Here is a 20,906-nt window from a genome sequence, read left to right as displayed (position 1 = left end):
CGGCCCCAGACGTTCGCCATATCGACACCCTGACCGCACAGGCGCTGGAAGCGGAGAAGCCCCCGCATTCCCTTTCCGTGCCGACGGCCCCGGCCCCGGCCGGGCAACAGGGTGCGTGATGCGCGCGACAAGTGACGGCTTCAAGATCACGATCCGCTTGCGGTGCTCCACGCCCCCACCCTTCACACCCGCACACCTTGATAGAACTGACGTACAAGGCAACGCCACGATCTCGAGGACACCACGGGGGAGACGATGGGTTTCGACGAGGAATGGGCCCAACTGCGGGCTGAGGCGGCGGCACGCCAGAACCCCGCCATGCGCCTGAACCAGCTCGCCGCGCCGGACGGCGGCGGCGGAGGCGGCGGTTCGGCCGACTTCGGTACCGATGAGTCGAAGAAGAGAGTCGCATCTGGAAAGCTCGGCGGCGAGGTCAAGACGCAGACGGAGACCGCCGCGAAGAAGGCGGACGAGGAGACGACCGCCGCCATCGGCGCCTTCTCCGGCTGGGACACGGCGGCCGGCCTGAAGACGGTCGAGACGACCTGGGACAACCAGGTCAAGAACCTGCTGAGCCGCCTGGCCACGGAGTCCCACAACCTGGCCGTGACGCGGAAGCTGTTCCTGGGGCAGGACTACGAGATGTACAACGGCTTCCGCCCGCTGATGAAGCCCGCGCCCGAGCCCGGCGTCGAGGCGTACCGCTGACAGGGGAGCTGTAGAGCATGGGACTCACGTACAAGAAGGTCATGTCGGCCCAGTACGACAAGCTCACCGCCGCGGCGAAGGCTTGGGACGACATGGCGTCCGACTTCAAGAAGGCGGAATCGGCCTATGCCGCCGCCACCCAGGGTCTGGGGCAGGGCAGCACCACCTGGCAGGGCATAGCCCAGGGCAGCGCCTACACGAACTTCGCGGGCACGCAGTACGAGTACGGGGCCGCGCAGACGCAGGCGAAGGCCATCGCGGGCCTGCTGCGGGACGCGCACGGGCAGTTCACGGAGCTGAAGCAGCGCCTGGAGTCGGTGGTCGCGGACGCCCGCAAGGCGAAGATGGCCGTCGACGACGAGGGCAACGTCCGCCCGAACCTGACGGCCCAGGAGCGCTCCGCGTACGTCCACGACCCCGACGGCCAGAAGGCGCTCGCGGAGTGGAACAAGGCGGCAGACGACTGGGCCGGCCAGATCAAGAAGTACGTCAAGGCGTTCGAGGACGCCGACGCCGGCGTGAAGCTGGCCCTTGACGCTGCCGTGAAGGACAGCAACAAGGACCGCGTCCCCGGCGGCAAGGACGCCACGGGCAGCGGCTTCAACGCGGGCGCGAAGAGCGACATCGAGCAGTACGAGCTGGAGCACGCCAAGGACATCGCCACCCGCCTCAACGGCGGCGAGAAGGTCTCCAGCACCGACGTCGAGACCCTCAACCGCATCCTGCGCGACAACGGCAACACCGCCTTCAAGCACCACACCGACTTCGGCCGCGACTTCGTGACGGCCATCGGCGGCGCCGAGGGCACGATCAAGCTGTCGAACACGCTCAACAACGGCGCACACGGCGGCGACTCGGGCCGCAAGGGCCTCTACGGCGACACGAACAAGATGCTCGCGAACACCGTCTCCAACGCCACACAGGTCGTCTTCGACCCGAACAAGAAGAACCCGCCCTACGGCTCGAAGGAGTACCGGGAGGCGTTCGAGAAGTGGTCGAAGAGCCCCGACGCGAAGTTCTACAACCAGTTCATGGGCGACCTGAAGAAGGCCGGCCTGGACAAGTTCGAGCTGGACGTCGCCGGCGACAAGGCCCCGATGACGCGCGGCCAGGGCCAGGAGATCCGCGGCTACCAGGGCCTGGTCACCCTCATGCAGCAGGGCAGCGGCTACTCCCCGCAGTTCCTCGGCGACCTCACCGACCAGATGATCGACGCCGAGAAGAAGGACAAGGACGTCTGGGACCTGCACGGCAAGTTCGAAGGCAAGGACGGCGGCTGGTTCGCCAACGACCCCGTCGACGGCGCACTGGGCATCATCAGCCGCGATCCGGCGGCCGCGACCGGCTACCTCGACCCGGCGGCCGACGGCGGCAAGAAACGCCTGGACTACCTGCTGACGGACCGCGACTGGGACGTGGTCAACACCGCGGACTGGCGCGGCAACATCGAGGTCACCGGCAAGGACACCTTCGACAAGGACGCCCGCGCCGGCCTGGGCCTGGCCCTCGAAGCCGCCACCACGGGCCGCCCGCCGAACTCACCGGGCGAGGAGCTCAGCCGCCACAGCGAGGCCCAGGCCCGCATCATGCACGACACGATCAACCTCCTCGACTACGGCAGCGCCACCGGCAGGAGCGGCGACGACTCGAAGGCGAACGGCGACAACCTGCTCAAGGAACCGGGCTACGCGAGCATGCGCGGCTCGCTCGCGAGGGCACTGGCCTCGTACACGCCGGACATGATGGACACCATCGTCGGCGACGGAACCATGAGCGGCCAGCCCGGTGCCGCGGTCGACGGGGACGACTCCCGGATCCAGAACAGCCGTAGCAGCATGCTCCGCATCATGCGCGGCGTCTCCGAGGACCCCGAGAACTTCTTCCTCCTGCACGAGGCCGAGCGCCGCTACACGGCACATCAGCTCACCACGCAGGACCTGTCCGATCCCGAGGCCGCCAAGAACCTCGCCGCGAAGATCGGCGAGGCCAACGGCGCGTACAACGCGATCGGCGGCGACCTGAAGCTCGGCGAACGGGATTCCAAGCTGAGCGCCGCCGGCGACCAGCGCGTCTACGGCTACCACGTCGTCGGCGGTGCCGTCACCGGCATCCCGGTCGTCGGCGACATGGCCCAGCGAGTCGTCGACGGCTACTGGAACGAGTGGCTCAAGGGCGTCACCGCGGAACAGGGCCTGCTGGCCCGGGACCGCATCAGCTCCGGCAACGACGCCGCCCAGGACGACCTCAACCGCATCTTCGAGAGCTGGGGCATGCAGACGGGGCAGTCGGACACCGTGGTCGACGCCGCCCAGCGAGAGGCACGGCAGAGCTACACCAGCGGGCGCGAGAGCGCCTACGACGCACTGCGGGAACGGAAGTAGTCCATGTCCACACGCACACGCGGTACGCGCCCCCGACGGGCGGTCGCCGTACTGGCCGCGGCGGTCGCCCTGGCCGGCTGCGCCGGGCTGCTCACCTGGTGGAACACCGACGCCCTGGGTCCGGACCGCTTCTGCGCCGGCGCCCTCACCTCGTCCGAGGCGGGCTCCGCGCTCTCCGGCCCCGGCCGGATCGTCCAAAAGAGCCTGCAGGACGGGTCGGACCCGTACTACTCGTTCTCCTGCAAGGTGCAGCGCACCAACAAGTTCCTAAGCGACGACCAGCCCAGTCTGGAAGCCGAGCTGTCCTTCGACGGCGCAGACTTCGCCTGGACCGGCTCCGCCCTCTGGAAGGACGCCGCCTCCTTCTCCTACTTCGTCGGCGGAGCGACCGGCGCCGCCTCCGAGACGCAGGCGTGGGTCCTGCTCCCGGTCGGCTGCCCCGGCGCGCAACGGCCCAACTCCAAGGAATCCCAGGTCCCCGTCCTCAAGGTGAACCTCGCACAGGGGCGCACCACGCCCGAGGTACTCGCCCGTGTGGCGATGTCCGGGGCCCGGCACGTGGCCGACGGCCTCGGCTGCAAGGACGCGGGCGCCTTGAAGGACCCCGCCCGCCTGCAGGGTCCGGCTGGTGCACCGAAGCCCACCGACCCGGCCGACGCATGCGGCATTCCGGGGTTCCGGCTGCCGGAAGCGGCCTTGGTCCGGGGCAAGGCGGAGCAGGGCACGGAGCGCGTCACCGGCAAGGAGTCCCGGACCCGGGTGTGCAGCCTCGACCTGAAGGGGCCCGGAGCACCGCGGATCGACGTCGCGGTCAGCGACGACCCCGTACTGACCCAGGGAGTACGCCGCGACAAGGCAGCCACCCGCGAACGCGCCCGGACCGTCACCCCCTGCAAGGACGGCGACCTGTACCTGGGCATGAGCCTCAACGACGCCTACAGCGACCTGCTCCTCGACGAGGGAATGGAGAAGGCGTCGCAGGCCCGCACGGCACTGTTCGAGGCGTTCACCAACGCCGTGACAGCAGAGCGCGGCTGCGGGACGCCGAAGAGCTGATCAGTCCGCCGACCCGGGGAACCCCGGGTCGGCGGGTCGTCATGAGGCCACGACCGACGGGTCTCGGCAGCACGGCTGTGCTGCCCAAGAGGCACTGCGGGACCAACACTTCGGCAACGCCGGCGGGCGACGCGTGCCAACCAAACCGAGAAAGGGATACATGACTGCCGATGCACCGGCCCCTCGCACGCCCGATTCCGCCTCGGCTTCATCGGCGGCGCGCACAGAAGAACAGCGGCAGGCCAGCCGTGTCGAAGCGTGGTCGATCGGATGGATGATCCTGGCGCTGGTGATCTGGGGGTGGTTTGCGTTCCTGCTGCTCGCCGACTACGGCCCCGAGTACGGGGGCAGGCCGGTGTGCCCGGGCCCGCTGGTCGGGCTGGCGTCCAAAGGCGGCCGGTGTGCCGATGACACTCTGCGTCAGTGGCCCGCCATCATGGGTGTCCTCGCGTTGGCAGTCATCACCACCGTGACGGCGGCGGCGACCACCGTGTACGCCAAGGTCCTCTTGCGCCTGGCACACCGGCCAGGCGGAAGCGCTCATCCCTCTCCCTGACGCGCTCGGGTCGCGCCGCGGGACCGCCGGGAGCACCGTGCCGGGCGGGGAACCCGGGGCCGCGGCCCCGGGTACGGCGGTCGCTTGGCCTTTGGCAGCTCGGTCGCGGGCGCCCTGAGGAGTCAGGCTCGGGCCCCCAGCGGGGGGCCGGGCCAGCAAGGCTGGGCCGGTGGTCAAGACGCCCGGGCCGGGTCAGCAGCCGGAGGTCAAGATCCGTCTGCGGCCAGGGGCCGCAGTACCGCGACGGGCTGGTCGATTCCCTTGTGCAGGGGCGGCCGCGGCCGGCTGCACCGCAGAGGTCCCGACCATCAGGGCGGCTCCCTTCACCGCCTTCCATATCGGGAAGCCGAAGAACACTCCGAACGCAGCGGTGTCGGCGCTACACCCTGTGGGTTGCACCGGCGATCCGCTGCATTCGGGGTGTCGTCAGGTCTATCACGCAGCAGCCGGACCGCGGGGGACACCCGCCCCGGCACCCTATGTCCATAGCCGCGGCGGCGCCGTCCGCGCCGCGCTGCCCAGGCACTTGGCTCCGCCGCGTCGGGACGCCTGCAGCGTGTCGTTCGTAGTCCCTCGGAGATCACCGCGGGAGGCCTGGCATTCGGCCTCAGCCGTTCCCCGCACCCCGCGTCCCCGCTCAAGGGCTGGCCGAGACGGCCGCGGCCTCGCTTGGGGAGGACCGCTCGGTCGAGGCCTTCACCGAGCTCGCTCTGGGACCCCGCGCACAGCGCGCCGTGCGCCGTGCGTTGAAGCGGCGTAAGGATTGCCGACAGCAGGCAATGTGCCCGCCACCGTCCCCCAGGCAACCTGTCGGCATCCGGTGAAAACAGAGGTAAGACGGGGGAGGTGGCCATGGGCGTGTTTCTGGTTTCCGGCATCGAGGGATTCATGCTGCTGGCAGTCTCGCCGCGGTTCGACGGGGTGCTGGGGGGTGTGTTCGACGGGTTTCGGGCCGGACTGTTCGACGGGTGGCTGTCGCTCCCAGTGGTCGCGGGCTTCGTCTCGGTGCTCGGCATCACGGGGGCGATCGTGGTCGCCTCCACCGAACTCGGGCCGACAGCGGCAGCCGCCGCGGGGGCCGTAGCCGGAGCTCGCGAGCTGGACAACGTGCCGGTTCGGCCGCGCCGTCCTCGGACTCGCGCGGCTTGCAGCGGGGAGGCCGACCGCCCATGATCCGCGTGTGCCGTTTCACGTCAGGCTTCGCTTCGGCCCGCCGTCCTCCCCAGCCGTCACCGGCACCTGGGACAGCGAGGCGACCGCCGAGCGGAAGTTCAGGGGACTCATCGGTCGCTACGGCAGCCGTGCGGACGTGCGGATCGAGGAACAGGCGGAATTGCACCCGATGCAACATCCGTACTGACACCAATCTGCCTTATCCGCTGGTCGGGACGCCGGGCCACAGCGAGCTTTGCCGGGCTTAGCAGCACCTATCAGCCTTTCGAGGGATCGCCGCATCAATGTTGCATCCGTTACAACAGACAGAGTGAGTGGTGAGGCGCCGGGATCGGCGCGATTGGTGCTGGCGCGCAACGTTGTTCACCTCGATCCTGCGCCGGCCATGTTCGAGGCGATGCTGGAGGGCTGGACCCGGCAGCAGACGGCACAGCTGCTGCGCGAGGGGACGATCCGGCCCCGGCTGCGGTTGGTCCGCCGCATGATGGAGTTCACCGGCCTGTTCCCCTGGCAGTGGACGCCTGAGGAAGGCGAGGCGTTCATCGCACACCTGCGCGGCCACCGCGGCGACCGGCCCGGTATCGAGCTGTCGACTGCCCGCGGGTACGAGGTGACGATCACGCTGTTCATGTCGTATGTGTTGGACCGCCGGTACGGCTGGGATGCGGTGTGCAGCGAGCGGTTTGGTCAGGGCCCGCGGGAGGTGTTCCACGAAGGCAATTCGGTTGCCCATACCGCCGAGTTCGAGGCCAATCCGCGGCGTCGGCCCCTTGCCTACGATGAGGTCCAAGCGCTGTTCGATGCAGCGGATGCCCGGCCGTCTCAGATCCGGGGGCTGGGACGCAAGGGCTCCCTGTGTGCGCTGAGGGACGCGGCGGCGCTGAAGAGCGTCTACGCGTACGGGACTCGTCGCACCGAGACGTCCCGGCTGGACCTAGTGGATCTGCGCGCGAACCCCAAGATGCCGGCGTTCGGCCGGTTCGGTGCGGCAATGGTGCGCTATGGGAAGACGAACAAGGGGGCGCCGCCTAAGCGACGGACGGTGCTGACGGTGCCGGAGCTGGACTGGGTGACCGACACGCTCGACCAGTGGGTGGTGGAGATCCGGCCTCACTTCGAGCCCGGTGCCCATCCGGCGTTGTGGGTCACCGAGCGGTGCGGGCGGCTCTCGCCGCGGTCGCTGAACGAGGCGTTTTGCACTGCGCGGGACCAGGCCGGGCTGGACCCTGCGCTGGATCTTCACTGCCTGCGGTACTCCTACATCTCCCACTTGGTCGAGTTCGGGTATCCGCTGCGGTTCGTCCAGGAACAGGTCGGGCACTCGCACGGATCGACCACGGCGATCTACACGGTGGTGTCCAACGACTACCGCAACACTCTGCTGGAGGCATCCATGAAGAAGCGGCTCGCCACGTCCTGGGACGTGCCGACGTGATCAAGAAGATGGGCTTCGCGTGGAAGCTGCGGATGCTGATGGCCGAGCGGGAGATGTTCCAGACCACCGACCTCGTCCCACTGCTGGCAGAGCGCGGGATCACGCTCTCACGGGAGCAGGTCTACCGGCTGGTGACCCATGCGCCGCAGCGACTGAGCATGGACACGCTGGTTGCGCTGTGCGACATCCTCCAGTGCACGCCGAACGACCTGATCGAGCCGAAGATCGTCAACCAGCAGGTCCGCAAGACGGCCGACGGCACGGCCAGCCCAGTGGAGATCAGCCCGCGCCGGACCGTCGTGCGGCGCCCGGACCGCCCGTGACCGGGAAGAGTCAGCGGGACCACAACCGTGCCCTGGCCCTCGCCCGCGAGGAGGCCCGCCAGCGGATGACGCACCACCTGCACACCCTGCTGAAGGTCAGCGAGGAGCAGGCCCGTGACCTGCTTCAGCGGGGGAAAGCGTGGGCTTCGCAGCCCGTACGGGAGCTCGACGCCTACCTCGCGGACCGCCCGGACGGGCTCAGCATTCCGACCCCCGACTGCCCACTGTCGCTGGCCCGGCTGCTGCCCGTCCTACGGGAGGCCGGACACGGCCACGTCGTCGGGAAACTGGCCTGTGCCAGGTGCGGCAGCTCCAAGCGGCCGGTGCGGGCCGCGACCGCGGACTGGCGGTGCTACCGTCCCTGTTCACGGCCCGTACGAACCTGTGCCCGCTGCGCCAGGCAGGAGCCTGCCGCAGCGATCTGGGAGGACGGGCCCGTGTGCTACCGGTGCTACTCCCGTGACCCGCGCCGGCAACGGGAGTGCAGCCGATGCGGGCAGCAGCGCCCCTCTGCCGGGAAGACACCCGACGGCGGGGTGCTCTGCTACAGCTGCTGGCCCCGACGCACGGAAGCGTGTGCCCGGTGCGGTCAGGCAGGACGCGTCCGTAAACGCGAGGCGGAGGGCCCGGTCTGCACCGACTGCTACACGCTGCCGCCCCGCCGCTGTGGGGGCTGCGGGACGGTCGGGCCGATCCAGCGGCGGGCCGCCGACGGCCGCCCCGACTTGTGTAGGAAGTGCGATCGGATCATGGGCGAGTGCGTGGTGTGCGGCCGAACGCGCCGCGGTGCCAACCTCGGCCGCAACGGCGGGTTCCACTGCGGCTCCTGCCGGCCCCGCCCGGTCCGCCTCTGCGTAGTGTGCAACCGCGAGCGGCCCGTCCACGTCACCTGGCCTCTCGGAGCGGTCTGTGGGCCCTGCTGCATCCGCCGCCGCCATCACCCCGGCACCTGCGCGTTCTGCAGGGAGCCCGGCACGCTCGTCGGCCGCACCGAAACCGGCGACGAGGTGTGCGGGACGTGCTGCGGCGGTGGGCCGGTCTTCACCTGCGTCACCTGCAATAGCACTGGCAACCCGTACGCGGAGGGCCGCTGCACCCGGTGCACGCTGCGCTCCCGGGTCGACGCCCTGCTCGCCGCGGAGAACGCCAAGCCGTGGATGGAACGGCTCGCGCACTGCCTGGCGAACGCGCCGCAGCCGCGTTCGGTGATCCACTGGCTGGACCACAGCCAGGCAGGCCGACTGCTGGCCAGCCTTGTCACCACCTGCACGGAACCGACCCATGACGTCCTGGACGACCTACCGCAAGAGCCCCGCACGCGATACGTCCGCGGTCTGCTGGTCGCCGCCAAGGTGCTGCCCGAGCGAAACGAATACCTGGCGCAGACAGAGCTATGGCTGGCCCGCACCGTCGACTCGCTGCCTCCCGGCCAGCGGGGCTACGTCCACGCGTTCGCCGAGTGGCACGTCCTCAACAGGGCCCGGCGCCAAGCCGACCGCGGACGCTTCAGCGACGCCTCCGCCACCCACGCCCGGACCGACATCCTGCGCGCGATCTACTTTCTCGACTGGCTCGGCGGCCAGGGCCTGGCCCTGGCCACGGCACCACAATCCGACCTTGACCGCTGGATCACCGAGAAGCCAGGACAGCGCAACGGGCTCGTCGCGTTCATCCGCTGGAGCCGCCGACGCCGCATCACCGGCCTCAGGCTCACCGCCAGCCTCTCAGGGCTTCCCCAGACCTTCCTGGAGGAATCAGAGCTGCACGACCAACTCCACCGCTGCCTCACCGACGACGAACTGCCGCTTGAAGTCAGAGTCTCGGGTGCCTTAGTCCGTCTCTTCGGCCTGCCCGTCAGCCGGGTAGCCGACCTCACCGTCGCAGCTTTCACCAGGGACGAGACCGGCGCCTACCTCACCATCAGCACAGCCCCCGTCCTCCTGCCTCCCCGCCTGGCCGCCCTCGTCGAGGCTCTCGTCATCCTCCGCCGCCACCCCACAGCCGTGGGGCCCGCCCCGGACTCGGACCCCGGATACCTCTTCCCCGGCAAGACACCCGGCCGCCCACGCAGCGCCAACGCGATCCGCGGCCGACTCACCGGACACGGCCTTGGAACGCTCGCGGCCAGAAACTCCGCGATGGCCGCGCTGATGACAGACCTGCCACCTCAGATCGTCAGCGATCTCCTGGGCTTCTCACCCGACACCACCACCCAGTGGGCCGCCTACTTTCAAGACAGCTGGGCGCACTACCTCGCCGCACGATCACACCCCGAGTCGCCGTGACCGGCTGCGAGGGCATCGCAGGGTTCGGACTCGACAGTTCTCTGAACTGGGGACTGTCGGGTCGATCATCACGGTCACCCTCGGCGCGAAGCGGGGCTCTGACCGGTCAGCCTGTCCCAGCGAAGCTGGCATAGCAGATGACCTGTCGCCCTGTCCTGGTAATCGCCATGGTCTACCAGTTCGGGTGATGCTCGGTCGGACTGTCTCGCCGATGCGAGGTGAGGCGCGACAGGATTTGATCATGACTGACTTTCCGAGTGGGCCTTTCACGATCGTCAACCAGGAGACCGGCCGGGCCGTGCGCGTGCGGCTGGGCCGCACCGTGGACCACAGCTACCACCAGCTGGGCACCAAGTACCTGCTGGGCCGCACCGACCCGCCGGGGGTCGAGCTCGGACCGGCCGACGGCAGCCCCGCGACCCGCTGGTACTACCGGCCCCACGAGGATGCGCTGGAGCGTCAGCCGTATTTCCAGCTCGCCTCCTCAGCTGTCCGCGACCTTCAGAACATCGGCGAGTACTGCGTGTGGATGCACGGCAACCCGTCCGCCGAGGCCGAGGAGCGGCACTGGCGACGCAAGCAGTTCGCCAACCTGCTCGGCGATGTCCCCGACGACCTCGCCAGGACACTCGTGGCGCTGATCCCGGAGAAGTGGACGGCCGTGGCCGAGAAGGAGTACACCGCCGAACTGGCCGCCTGGGAAAAGGAGGGCGAGCCGCTTCTGAAGGGGTTGAAGAGTCTCAACGCTCGGCAGGCGACTGCGCTGGAGAAGCTGCGGACGCAGCAGGCGGCGATGCTGGGGAAGCTCAGGGCCAATCACGACATGCTGTGGAAAGCCTACGAGGCGCACCCGCGAGCGATCGGAACCACCATCGTCGGCAACGAGCCGCAACGTCCGAGGACCAGGGAAGAGGTGCTGGACGCTCTTGAGCAGCCCCTGCTGTGGGGAACACAGAGGGTGGAGCGGATTGAGCGGCAGATGGAGCAGGCCCCGCCGGAAAAGCAGGCGGCTCTCCTGGAGCGGCAGGTCGCGGCGCTCGAGATGTGGAGCGTCACTGAGGTCAGGGACAACCTGAAGAACATCGGCGTGGACGCGCAGTTCCTGGGAGACTTCGAGAGGGTGTACCAGAGCGAGCGCGAGCTGGTGTTGGCGCTCAAGGCGGAGTCGCCGACCCGTGCGTGGCAGCTGCGGGCCCCGCTCAGGGGAGTGGCCCGCTGGAACGCCGGCTGCGCGTGGCTGGCGCTCTACGACGCGGATGGGCTGCGTGCCAGCGACCGTGAGCACGTCGAGGCGATGCGCACCTACGTCGCCGCGGCCGAGAAGGGCGGAGTCACCGTGCCGCCGGGCCGGGTCAGCGCCGGCACCACGATGTACGGCTGCGGCGCCAAGCGGTACAAGGGCAGCACCTATCGGTGGGTGTTCGACGGCACCCACATCTACGCTGCGGACAGTACGACCTTGCCGTCGCAGGCGACGTACTGGACCGACGAGGAGGGCGCGCTGGTGGGCAAGGCCAAGGGCGGCCCGGGCCAGAAGTGGACGCTCGCCAAGGTGGAGGAGGCCCCCACGCGGCCCTCCGGGCAGACCGCCGCGGAGGCTGTCTTCTTCACCGGGCTGTTCGGGCCCATCACCGCCGCCAGCCGCGTCCTGCCCCTCGGCCTCGTGTAGACGGCCTGCCCCTCAGCTCGAACCACACCGGGTCTGTGTGCGCCGCCACTGCGGCGCACACAGACCCCGTCCCTTCTCCGTGGTCGGCCCGGTCAAGCGGGGTTCAAGGGCTGCCCGCCACGGGACGGCCGCCTGGCAGAACCCCTGCGGTGCGGTGGCGACCGGGAGGGCAGTCCCCTGTCTCAACCAGCGTCGGGGCACTCGCGCAATAGCCAGCGGCCCGCCGGGAGCCCTGCCACGACGGGGCTCCCCTCGAACCGAGGAAGCGCACCTTTCCCAATGACCTTTGACCGTACGCTAGTCGCCGATCCCTACCCGGCGCTGGCCAGGCTGCGGACACAGGCTCCCGTTCATGGGCTTCGGACGGCTGGCGGCGTGTCCTGGATGCTCACCCATGACGCCGACGTGCGACGTGCCTTCACCGACCGACGCCTGACAGTGGAGGGGCCTGCCGCCCGAGCCGGAAACGGCAGCTTCGAGCTGCCCGCTCCGCTGGCAGACAACCTCCTGAGCCGGGACGGTGCCGGACACACCCGGCTACGGCGCATCACCGCCCCCACCTTCTCCGCGCGCCGCTCCGACACCCTGCGCCCCCACATAAGGGCCGTCACCGCACGTCTCCTCGCCGGCCTTGCCCCGCGCCAGCGGTTCGACCTGATCACCGACTTCGCGATACTGCTGCCGCTGACCATCGTCGCCGACCTGCTCGGCATCCCCGCCCGCCAACGGCCCGAGCTCGCCCACTGGACCACGGTGATGGTCACCCACACCCGCCACGACCAGCTCGGCCAGGCCGTCACCGCCGTCCATCAGCTCCTCACCCACCACATCGCCCGACACCGCCACCCGACCGACAGCCTCCTCGCCTCCTGGGCACGCACCCACCACTCCCTCACCCCCGACGAACTCCTCTCCCTTGCCTTCCAGCTCTGGTGGGCCGGCATCGAGAACATCACCCACGCCATCGCCCACGGAACCCACCTGCTGCTCACCCACCCCCACCACGCCCACACCCTGCGCACCCACCCCCACCTGATGCCCGCGGCCGTCGAGGAACTCCTGCGCCACAGCGCCCCGACCGCACTGGCCGCCCCGCGCTACGCCCGCCAGGACCTCACCATCGCCGGAAGCCCGATACGCGCGGGAGAAACGGTCCTGCTCAGCCTCGCCTCCGCCCACCGCGACCCCGCTCGCCACACCGACCCCGACCGCTTCGACCCCACCCGAACCCGCACCCCCCACCTCGCCTTCGGCCACGGCCCACACCACTGCCCCGGCGCGGCCCTGGCCCGCATCCAGCTCCATACCGCCCTCACCCACCTGCTGGACCTACCGGGCCTCAGCCTCGCCGACCCCACCGGGCCTCTGCGACGAAGAACGTCCCTGCGGTTGCACGGCATCACCGAACTGCCCCTCACCCACACCCCAGCGCACGCGACATGTCCCGCGCTCATGTCCAGCCGACCGGGCTGACGCCCTCCGTACCAGCACGCCTTAAGTCTGTCGGCCATCAGGCATCTCCTCGTTCAGGCGCCCGGCGGCCGCAGTCCACCTGCGCTGGTGCGTCCTGCCCAGAAGGATCACTGTCCGGGCCGAGGCGGCAACCTGCGGCCCGACCCCGGAGGAATAGCGCAGCCTACGAATACCGCCTCTCCGCCAGTGCTGGTCGAGGACGGGCCCCAGGGCGAGCACACCATGCGCTCCTGGACGCGGGAGCGCGGCGAGATGGAAGGACCGTGACGGCCCCGGTGGGGCTTCCCTGTCCCGCCGGAGGAGGTCGGCGTCTCGGGGTCGGGTCGGCGTTGCCGGTGGGGATAGACGCCCTGGTGGACCTCGTGAAGGGTGGTGCGGCGATGGCCAGACCGGTGTGGACGGGGGTGTGGCAGACGTCCGTCCCGGCTGACCTCCTCCCAGCGGGCGGGCCGGGTCTGCCGCGCCGGCGACTGCAGCAGCGGCGGGCGGACGCGTTCCCGTGGCCAGCCGATGCGGTCCTGGGTCAGGCCACCGTCACGCGCAGGACGTAGGGCTCCCCTGTGCTGATGGCCTAGGCCTGCTCGCGCAGGTCCGCGTCCGTGAAGCCGAGCAGCGCTTCGTCGGCGGCGCGGCGCAGCAGCGGAAGGATCTCGGTGACGGGCCGGCCGCGATGCGTTTCGGCGAGTTCGGCAAAGGCCCGCTGGTAGGGGGCTCCGTATGTGCTCGCACTGTCGGCCAACAGCCGGTCAAGATGCTGCCGCTCGATACTGATCTCGCCCATGGCCCGCTCCTTCGGTCCTCCGGGGGCCCGTCCGGTCCGGGCCCTCGTCATCGACGCTACGAGGCTGGTCTGACATCGCCCCCGCCCCGGCGCCGGGCGCGTTCCGGTTGATGAGGTCCTGGAGAAGCTCGCGGGTGGGCGGCGGCAGCAGCCCCTCGGTGGCGAGGAGGTGCCACTGGCAGCCGGGCACGAGGTAAAGACCGCGCAACCCGCCCGAGCGGACAGCACCTGCGCCTCGAACTCGACGCGAGGGAAGATCCCCGCTCACCCCCGCTCGAGCGGAGAGCACGGAATCAGCTGCGGGTTCTTGTGGAATGCGAGCGGCTCACCTCCGCTCGAGCGGAGGTGAGCCGGCGTAGTCGAGCGTGAATTTGTGCTGGCTGCCGTCCTCTCCGCGCGAGCGGAGGTGAGCCGTGGACGGTGTCGTAGACGTTGCCGGTCTGGCCATGCTCTCTGCGCGAGCGGAGGTCGCGCCGGCGGGCCACCCGGTTACGAGAACGACCCGTGGTGGGGAACCTGGCGGCGACATGTGGGATGCGTGGCTGAATCTTCAGATCGCATCGAAAATAGTGGAGCGTCCCCTGTCGGAGATGGACGTGGCGACGCCCGCCGTGCCCGGGCATGCGCCATGTCGGCGCTGGCGCTGAACCGGCCGTACTGGCCCCCCGAAGCACTGCCACGCCTCTTCGCTGATCTCCGTCCACAGCTCCGTCCACAGCAAGAGGACGTTGTTAGCGACGACCGGTGTGCGGCTGGAGTTGGTGAGGCGGCGGGCGGCGATCCGCTCGCCCACCGCCTGCGGGCTTTCAGCAGCCATGTCCCTGACCGTACCCGCGGCGCGACGGGCTGGACCCCGAGATCGGCTACACCCCGTTCTCCAGGCGGACGGTGTCGACGAGGTCGTGCAGGGAGTCGATGATCCAGTCGGCGGCCGCGGCGACCGCGAGGTCGTCCGCCCACAGATGCCCCCACGGGCCGCGCCGCAGATGCACGGCACGCAACCCGTACGCCGCTGCCGGGATCGTGTCGTTGGCTGGGTGGTCGCCGACGTAGACGGTCTCCTGCGGCAGCGCGCCGCCCGCGGCGTCGCTCACCCGTGTAAAGAACTGTTTGGCCGGCTTCGCGCACCCCCACTCCCCCGAGGTCGCGATCAGATCGGCAGGCAGCGCCAGGTTCCGCAGCAGGCGGCCTTGCAAAAAGTACCCTTAGAGCCGGGCGCTCTGGCTCGTATCAACGCACATCAGAAAGCGTCAGCAACGTAAAACACTTGGTTGTCCCCATAGTGGCAGTCCCACTGGCGGACGGGCGCGCCGTTATCCCTACGCCAATCCGCGACCTCAAGGCACTTATTGCTGTACACATTCCGAATGACGTTGTAGTTGTATCCGTCCTTTACGGTGCCCATCCAGACCCATTGCTGGTTAGCCCTTCCGGTGCACTCCCACTGCCGGACGGGAGCACCGTTCAAAGTGCTCCAGTCTGCGACCTCAAGGCACTTTCCACTGTTGGCGTTCCATATGATGTCCCCCGGACCTTGATCCGCGAAGAACCATTGCTGGTTTTTGCCCAAGTGACAGTCCCACTGCCCGACAGTTCCACCGTTCACAGTGCTCCATCCCTGAACCTCAAGGCACAAACCACTGTTGTAGTTGGTAAGCCTCTGCGGATATCCGAATGTGTCAGTCGCCGCAGACGCGGGTGAAGCAGGAAGGTACAGGGCCAAAGAAGCGCCAGCGGCAACCAATCCGGCAAGTCGGCGAATAGACTTAAAGATTCGACCTGTCATTTTCATCTCATTTCTGAAGTCGTCTAAAGTTTCATGGCCGCCGGGGCTCGCCCCCCCCCGTGTGCCAAATCTGGTTCAGCTACGGCCCCGCCACGCGTCCACTACTTCACCCCAGCCCCACAACGGCAGTCCAGTCGGCCACTCCAGAGCATTTGACAGCGTGTCGAACAAAGAGGACATACCCAGATTCTTCGGGTACCGCCGAGGGTGATGGGGCTACTTGGCGAATTGCACCGACTCTTTTTCGACCGCTGAATCACGACCGCGGAACATCTGTTGTCAGTCGATTAGAGCTCAGTCGGGCGCTCTCTCTCGACACAATCCATGCACGCTTCCTTGCGGTTCCGTGCAGAGATAGATTCATCCGGTGGTTCAGGTCATCTCCAGGGCTGTCCCGTATATGGCCTCCGCGCGACCTCGGCCGCGGTCGCACGAGGTGCGACCAGCTCTCCTACTCGGCGAGGGTGAGGTTGTTGTGCATCGGGGCGATGCCGAGCATGGCGTGGTGGACGCCGTCGCCTGTGTTTCCGGGTCATGTCCTGGCCATGCTCTGGTACCGGCGGTACCCTCGGTACCATGTCGCAGCCCAAAGCTATGAACCTACGCTTCCCGGATCCTGCTCAGCGTGCCGCGATCGAGGCCGCCGCGAAGCAGGAGGGCGTCAGCCTGCAGGAGTACATCCTGTCCGCCGCATATGCGCGCGCCACTGCCGTGGAGGAGCGCTTCCTCGATGCGTTCAGGGAGTCGATGTCCCGTACGAGCGAGGCGTTCGCCGCCGAGGCTGGCGCCGTCGATCCCGGCAGGGGGCAGCGGGCCGCAGAGCTGGAGGCGCGGCGTGATCTTGAGGAGCAGCAGGGGCACGCCGCGTGACGCGGAACGAGCCGCCGCATCCGCTGGACGTGACGTTTCTGCTGCATGCTGCTGAGTTGTTGCCGGGTGATCCGCAGGTGGACGATTACGGCACGCTGTATGCCGCTGTGGCGCGGGGCAACGCGCGGGCGCTGGAGCGCGACATCTACGGGTCCTTGTACTTCAAGGCTGCGGCGCTGCTGCAGACGCTGGTGCGGCTGCCGTGTCTGGAGCACTCGAACGAGGCCTATGCGTGGCACTGCGCGGAAGCGTACCTGGCTTTGAACGGGTGCCGACTGAACTACCTGCCGAAGGAGGCGGTCGCTCTCGTGCGGGACGCGGCGTCCGGCGTGATGGGGATCGGCCTGATCGGTCGCCAGCTGCGGGCGTGGAGTGTTTCCTGACGGGTCATCGGCCTGCAGTTGCACGTGACGGCTCGTCACTGCCGACTGCCGTCCGGAGCGCACGCGGACGTAGGGAGGTGCCCCCTGATCCCTAGTGCTGTGACCGCATAGGTTCGCCGGGTTGGCGGTCAGGGCGGTTGGATGCGTGGACACGTCCGCCGAATGCTGGAGGCGTGGTGGCCGAGCCTGTGCGGGTGCGCAGACTGACCGATCAAGAGGGGCAGAAGCTGCAGCAGGTCGTGCGCCGAGGCAGTACCAGCTCGGTGCGCTATCGCCGGGCGATGATGGTGCTGGCCTCCGCCGGCGGGAATCGTGTCTCAGTGATCGCCCAACTGGTCCAGGCCGACGAGGACACGGTGCGGGATGTGATCCACCGGTTCAACGAGATCGGTATGGCCTGCCTGGACCCTCGGTGGGCGGGAGGCCGTCCCCGCCTGCTCAGTGACGACGACGAGGACTTCGTCATCCAGATGGCCACCACTCGCCCCACTAAGCTTGGCCAGCCGTTCACCCGCTGGTCCATCCGCAAGCTCGCTTCGTACCTGCGCCGTGTCCACGGACGCGTCATCCGCATAGGCCGTGAGGCGTTACGGTGCCTGCTGTTGCGTCGTGGCATCACCTTCCAGTGCACCAAGACCTGGAAGGAATCTCCTGACCCCGACCGTGACGCCAAGCTCGACCGTATCGAGCAGGTGGCGGAACGCTTCCCGGACCGGGTCTTCGCATTCGATGAGTTCGGGCCGCTGGGGATCCGGCCCACCGCAGGTTCCTGCTGGGCGAAACAGGGCAAGCCCGACCGTCTGCCGGCGACCTACCGCCGCACCCACGGCGTCACCTACTTCCACGGCTGCTACTCCATCGGCGACGACACCCTGTGGGGCGTCAACCCCGCCGCAAGGGCACCGCCAACACCCTGGCCGCGCTGAAGTCCATCCGCGCCGACCGACCCGACGGCGCCCCGATCTACATCATCCTGGACAACCTCTCCGCCCACACCGGCGCCGACATCCGCCGCTGGGCGAAGAAGAACAAGGTCGAACTGTGCTTCACCCCGACCTACGCCTCCTGGGCCAACCCGATCGAAGCCCACTTCGGACCGTTGCGGCAGTTCACCCTGGCGAATTCGAACCATCGCAGCCATCCCGCGCAGACCCGGGCCCTGCACCGCTACCTGCGCTGGCGCAACGCCAACGCCCGTCACCCCGACGTCCTCGCCGCACAACGTCGAGAACGCGCCCGCATCCGCAGCGAGCGAGGCATCCGCTGGGGCGGTCGGCCGCTCTCAGCCTACACCTGACCGGCCCCACACGGTGATCATTTGGCCCAGTCCACGTGAACCTCTCGGGTTCTATCCGCCGCCAGGTGGAGTTCGTATGGTCCCCAACAGTCAGCAGTAAGCGTCGCGACCAGGACTCCGCAAGTGCATGCCTGGTTCATCCCACCGCTCGGGCTCGGGCCGCAGCATGCCAACCCGCCGCTCGGGCGCAGGACGAGCTCACCAGCGTCATCCGGGTGGAGGACGAAGTTGCCGCGTGGGCCCGTCGAAATGAGCGAACCACCCTCGTCGTCCATCCACGGACCGCGCGGGTATGCAGGCCCATCCGTCTCGGCCGGGATGAAGGGCGGTCCCCACGGCTCTGTCTCGACCGCGTAGAAGCCCCTGGGCATTGTCGCCGGGGCACGTCGGTCCTCGGTGGCCTCCTGATCCGGATTCCGAGCAGGAGCTTCCGGGACCGCAGGCAGCAGACTCAACACGCCGGTGAGCTCCTTGCCGCACTCCCGGCACTCGAACAACGTCATTCCGACTTCGTATCCCGCGAGTGCGTCATCAAGCAACAGGATTCAGCATCCGACGGGGCAGCCAACCACTCGCTCAGCCGTCTGACAGCCCAACCCGGTGATCGTTTCCGGTCACAGCACTAGAGCGCCACCTGGGCACCTGGGCGAACCTGCGCCCCGACCAGCCGGTCACTCGCGGAGTCCTGGTCGTCAATCATCAGCACAAGCTCGACCCGGCCCAGCGCGCCCAGGAGGTGTACGCGCGCCGCGAGTTCCTAGCCACGCTCCAGCACCCAGTCATTCCCGCCATCGGCCTCTTCCAGTGGTGGCGAACCGAGGACTGGGCAGCCGTGCGTGCTGCCGTCCTCGGACAGCAACACCACGGCACGGAACCGACCAGGCCCGCGTCAGCTCCCACGAAGCCCAAAATGCCGGCCGCCCCGCGGCGCGGCCTCTGGCCCCGCCGGGGCCGATCCGCCGACCCAACCGAATCCTGACGGCGACCGGCGCCGGCACCGGGCAGCGCCCGCTCATCGCCACAGTCCCACTCCCTGGACCTACACACCCATAGGACTCCTCCTACATGACCGCTGGCTCCACCCAAACCCGCCTATAACCTCACACACCTCCCTGACTGACCAGCCCATCTCCCAGATGGCCATGATCAAATGGCGAATGGTTTTGCGTACCCGCCTCGATCCTCCGAAGATGAGCACGTGAGCAAAGAAACAAACGGCACGTCACCTGACCCCGATGACGAGACGGCTCCTCTTATGCCTTCGGACGATGAGCAGGAAGTTGCCGGGCCACTCATCTCATTTGGCTTGCCGGGCAGCGTGCTACTCAACTACGAGTCACTGGCAGATGACGCCTCCAAGGGAATCCGGCAGGTGCTTGCGCAAACGGAATCTCACCGCCGCATGCTTGCGAGCGCTCAGCGCCTCCTCCAGCAAAGTGCTCCGGATTTTGAACAGTGGATCCAGCCGATGGTCGACTGGACGCGAGTCCGCCATATGGCTGCCGGGTTCCAGGACATCGTGGACCGGGCCACGCGGTTCCTCCCCGAGAACTGGCGGGACCAGGCCCTCAACTACGAGACGGTGGTGTCCGTCCTTCAGCAGGGCATTCCCCTGGCGTGGGTTCCGACGGCACCCATCGTCCGCGACCTTCTCCAGGCGACCGACACGCAAGCGATGCTCGAAGCCGTGCAGGCAGGACAGGAGCTGATCGTCGAGTCCTGCAGCTCCGTCATCGAGCTAGTAGAGGACCCTAAGCTCGTACACCAGGCCGCTCTGCTCAAGAAGTGTGTCGACATGGCCAAAGCCGGCCAGGTCGAGGGGGTCCAGGCCTTGGCAGCGAGCGTCGTCGACACGCTCTACCGTGCCCTCTGGCGAGCGCAGCCCGAGTTGCAGAATACCAATGGTAAATGGGACGGCTACGGCAACCTGAATAGCCGACTACCCGAGGTCGACACTGACGATTCGACAATTCTTGAGTTCCGCCAGGCTTGTGTTCTCGCACCCCTTAAGGCGGCGTACACGACCTTCAACGAGGGCCCCGTACCGCAAACTTTTAACCGGCACGCTACAGCGCATGCGGCCGGGCGAACTCAATACACTCTGGTCAACGCACTTGTGGTACTTATGCTGGCCGTTAGCCTCCTGCGCGAACTGCAAGACGGCTACCTTCCCCACCAGATCCACGCGTAGCTGCGAGATACGACGTCGCCCCTTGCCCGGCCCGGACCGTGCTGCGGCGCATCATGATCCCCCTCTCCGGGCACTTGGCTGATCCCACCCTGCGGGCGGGCCGCACCCCACTACACCCAGCGGCAGAAAGCAGGGCGTAGCGAGGTAGACCTCAGGTGAGCTACCGTCAGACCACGCCTACGCAGCCAGACCCCGGAGCGGCGCCGCCCGCTTGTGTCGAGAGGGGCGGAAGGCCTGGGGCATGGCTGCTGAAGCATGGTGTGACCTACGGCGTTCCCGGCGGCCGGGACATGCTCCCGCGCTGCTGGTCATCCCGCTGGGGCTGATCGACACGGTGTGCCTCGCACTGATCGTCGTTTCGGCCACCTGCGGCACTCTCTGTGGGGTGAGGGCTTCGCCACCCCACCGGCCCCGTTGGGCGGACGTTGCCGCCACGCGATGGGCCTAGGGCCTGTTGCGAAAGTGCTGGTCACAGCCATTCGTTGATGGCTGCGACCAGCACTGTCGCTTCGTAACGGACGGCGAGTTTGTCGTACCGG

17 protein-coding genes and 2 pseudogenes are annotated in these 20,906 nt (G+C 68.3%); 15 read left to right on the top strand and 4 right to left on the bottom strand.

Going from position 1 to position 20,906, the window contains the following annotated elements:
• Positions 1-255: 255 nt before the first annotated feature.
• From ACGF1Z_RS35145 to ACGF1Z_RS35095, 11 genes are all read left to right on the top strand, one after another.
• Positions 256-708 carry a hypothetical protein gene (locus ACGF1Z_RS35145; protein WP_393010648.1) on the top strand — a complete coding sequence of 151 codons (453 nt, stop codon included), beginning with the start codon at positions 256-258 and terminating at the stop codon, positions 706-708.
• Positions 709-725: 17 nt separating this feature from the next.
• Positions 726-3,089, top strand: coding sequence for a hypothetical protein (locus tag ACGF1Z_RS35140; protein WP_393010646.1), 2,364 nt, complete (start codon positions 726-728; stop codon positions 3,087-3,089).
• Between the two features lie 3 nt (positions 3,090-3,092).
• Positions 3,093-4,145: a hypothetical protein gene (locus ACGF1Z_RS35135; protein WP_393010645.1), complete on the top strand. Its 1,053-nt coding sequence runs from the start codon at positions 3,093-3,095 to the stop codon at positions 4,143-4,145.
• Positions 4,146-4,305: 160 nt separating this feature from the next.
• The gene (locus ACGF1Z_RS35130) at positions 4,306-4,701 is read left to right on the top strand and encodes a hypothetical protein (RefSeq protein WP_393010643.1); all 396 of its coding nucleotides are present in this window, start codon (positions 4,306-4,308) and stop codon (positions 4,699-4,701) included.
• A gap of 852 nt (positions 4,702-5,553) precedes the next feature.
• Positions 5,554-5,874, top strand: coding sequence for a hypothetical protein (locus ACGF1Z_RS35125; RefSeq protein WP_393010641.1), 321 nt, complete (start codon positions 5,554-5,556; stop codon positions 5,872-5,874).
• Between the two features lie 7 nt (positions 5,875-5,881).
• The gene (locus ACGF1Z_RS35120) at positions 5,882-6,061 is read left to right on the top strand and encodes a hypothetical protein (protein ID WP_393010639.1); all 180 of its coding nucleotides are present in this window, start codon (positions 5,882-5,884) and stop codon (positions 6,059-6,061) included.
• A gap of 123 nt (positions 6,062-6,184) precedes the next feature.
• Positions 6,185-7,309, top strand: a complete 1,125-nt coding sequence (locus ACGF1Z_RS35115; protein ID WP_393010637.1) for a tyrosine-type recombinase/integrase — start codon at positions 6,185-6,187, stop codon at positions 7,307-7,309.
• Positions 7,306-7,632: a helix-turn-helix domain-containing protein gene (locus tag ACGF1Z_RS35110; protein WP_393010636.1), complete on the top strand. Its 327-nt coding sequence runs from the start codon at positions 7,306-7,308 to the stop codon at positions 7,630-7,632. The genes ACGF1Z_RS35115 and ACGF1Z_RS35110 overlap by 4 nt, the downstream gene beginning before the upstream one ends.
• Before the next feature lie 857 nt (positions 7,633-8,489).
• A complete protein-coding gene (locus ACGF1Z_RS35105; RefSeq protein ID WP_393010634.1) occupies positions 8,490-9,917 on the top strand; it encodes a hypothetical protein in 1,428 nt (475 codons plus the stop codon).
• Positions 9,918-10,158: 241 nt separating this feature from the next.
• Positions 10,159-11,586, top strand: coding sequence for a hypothetical protein (locus tag ACGF1Z_RS35100; RefSeq protein WP_393010632.1), 1,428 nt, complete (start codon positions 10,159-10,161; stop codon positions 11,584-11,586).
• Positions 11,587-11,970: 384 nt separating this feature from the next.
• Positions 11,971-13,059, top strand: a complete 1,089-nt coding sequence (locus ACGF1Z_RS35095) for a cytochrome P450 (protein ID WP_393010663.1) — start codon at positions 11,971-11,973, stop codon at positions 13,057-13,059.
• 571 nt (positions 13,060-13,630) lie between these two features.
• On the opposite strand, the gene ACGF1Z_RS35090 is transcribed toward ACGF1Z_RS35095, so the two are convergent.
• The 4 genes and pseudogenes from ACGF1Z_RS35090 to ACGF1Z_RS35075 form a co-directional block, all read right to left on the bottom strand.
• Entirely contained in the window at positions 13,631-13,840 is a 210-nt protein-coding gene (locus tag ACGF1Z_RS35090) for a hypothetical protein (RefSeq protein WP_393010630.1), read from the bottom strand.
• A gap of 550 nt (positions 13,841-14,390) precedes the next feature.
• On the bottom strand, positions 14,391-14,657 hold the full coding sequence (locus ACGF1Z_RS35085) for a hypothetical protein (RefSeq protein ID WP_393010628.1): 267 nt from the start codon (positions 14,655-14,657) through the stop codon (positions 14,391-14,393).
• Positions 14,658-14,703: 46 nt separating this feature from the next.
• Positions 14,704-15,030: pseudogene (locus tag ACGF1Z_RS35080) on the bottom strand (HAD family hydrolase); the annotation flags it as partial.
• A 50-nt stretch (positions 15,031-15,080) separates the two neighbouring features.
• Positions 15,081-15,626 (bottom strand): RICIN domain-containing protein, encoded by a 546-nt coding sequence (locus ACGF1Z_RS35075; RefSeq protein WP_393010626.1) that lies wholly within the window; start codon positions 15,624-15,626, stop codon positions 15,081-15,083.
• Between the two features lie 576 nt (positions 15,627-16,202).
• On the opposite strand from ACGF1Z_RS35075, the gene ACGF1Z_RS35070 reads away from it, so the two are divergent.
• The 4 genes and pseudogenes from ACGF1Z_RS35070 to ACGF1Z_RS35055 all read left to right on the top strand — a co-directional run bounded on the left by ACGF1Z_RS35070 (position 16,203) and on the right by ACGF1Z_RS35055 (position 20,367).
• On the top strand, positions 16,203-16,496 hold the full coding sequence (locus ACGF1Z_RS35070) for a DUF1778 domain-containing protein (protein WP_393010624.1): 294 nt from the start codon (positions 16,203-16,205) through the stop codon (positions 16,494-16,496).
• Positions 16,493-16,879: a fic family toxin-antitoxin system, toxin component gene (locus ACGF1Z_RS35065; RefSeq protein ID WP_393010622.1), complete on the top strand. Its 387-nt coding sequence runs from the start codon at positions 16,493-16,495 to the stop codon at positions 16,877-16,879. The genes ACGF1Z_RS35070 and ACGF1Z_RS35065 overlap by 4 nt, the downstream gene beginning before the upstream one ends.
• Positions 16,880-17,055: 176 nt before the next feature.
• Positions 17,056-18,176, top strand: a pseudogene (locus ACGF1Z_RS35060) (IS630 family transposase).
• A gap of 1,198 nt (positions 18,177-19,374) precedes the next feature.
• Complete coding sequence (locus tag ACGF1Z_RS35055) at positions 19,375-20,367, top strand: hypothetical protein (RefSeq protein WP_393010620.1); 993 nt, start codon at positions 19,375-19,377, stop codon at positions 20,365-20,367.
• Positions 20,368-20,906: the final 539 nt, after the last annotated feature.

The sequence above is a fragment of the Streptomyces sp. NPDC048018 genome (assembly GCF_043202995.1).
In the GTDB taxonomy this organism is placed as follows: domain Bacteria; phylum Actinomycetota; class Actinomycetes; order Streptomycetales; family Streptomycetaceae; genus Streptomyces.
Note: the sequence above shows the minus strand (reverse complement) of the source record. Positions and strands in the feature narration are given on the sequence as shown.

Bases quoted from the DNA above. Each gene is read 5' to 3' on its own strand.
- ACGF1Z_RS35145 (WP_393010648.1), top strand. From the start codon at position 256: ATGGGTTTCGACGAGGAATGGGCCCAACTGCGGGCTGAGGCGGCGGCA.
- ACGF1Z_RS35140 (WP_393010646.1), top strand. From the start codon at position 726: ATGGGACTCACGTACAAGAAGGTCATGTCGGCCCAGTACGACAAGCTC.
- ACGF1Z_RS35135 (WP_393010645.1), top strand. From the start codon at position 3,093: ATGTCCACACGCACACGCGGTACGCGCCCCCGACGGGCGGTCGCCGTA.
- ACGF1Z_RS35130 (WP_393010643.1), top strand. From the start codon at position 4,306: ATGACTGCCGATGCACCGGCCCCTCGCACGCCCGATTCCGCCTCGGCT.
- ACGF1Z_RS35125 (WP_393010641.1), top strand. From the start codon at position 5,554: ATGGGCGTGTTTCTGGTTTCCGGCATCGAGGGATTCATGCTGCTGGCA.
- ACGF1Z_RS35100 (WP_393010632.1), top strand. From the start codon at position 10,159: ATGACTGACTTTCCGAGTGGGCCTTTCACGATCGTCAACCAGGAGACC.
- ACGF1Z_RS35095 (WP_393010663.1), top strand. From the start codon at position 11,971: ATGCTCACCCATGACGCCGACGTGCGACGTGCCTTCACCGACCGACGC.
- ACGF1Z_RS35090 (WP_393010630.1), bottom strand. From the start codon at position 13,840: ATGGGCGAGATCAGTATCGAGCGGCAGCATCTTGACCGGCTGTTGGCC.
- ACGF1Z_RS35085 (WP_393010628.1), bottom strand. From the start codon at position 14,657: ATGGCTGCTGAAAGCCCGCAGGCGGTGGGCGAGCGGATCGCCGCCCGC.
- ACGF1Z_RS35075 (WP_393010626.1), bottom strand. From the start codon at position 15,626: ATGACAGGTCGAATCTTTAAGTCTATTCGCCGACTTGCCGGATTGGTT.
- ACGF1Z_RS35070 (WP_393010624.1), top strand. From the start codon at position 16,203: ATGTCGCAGCCCAAAGCTATGAACCTACGCTTCCCGGATCCTGCTCAG.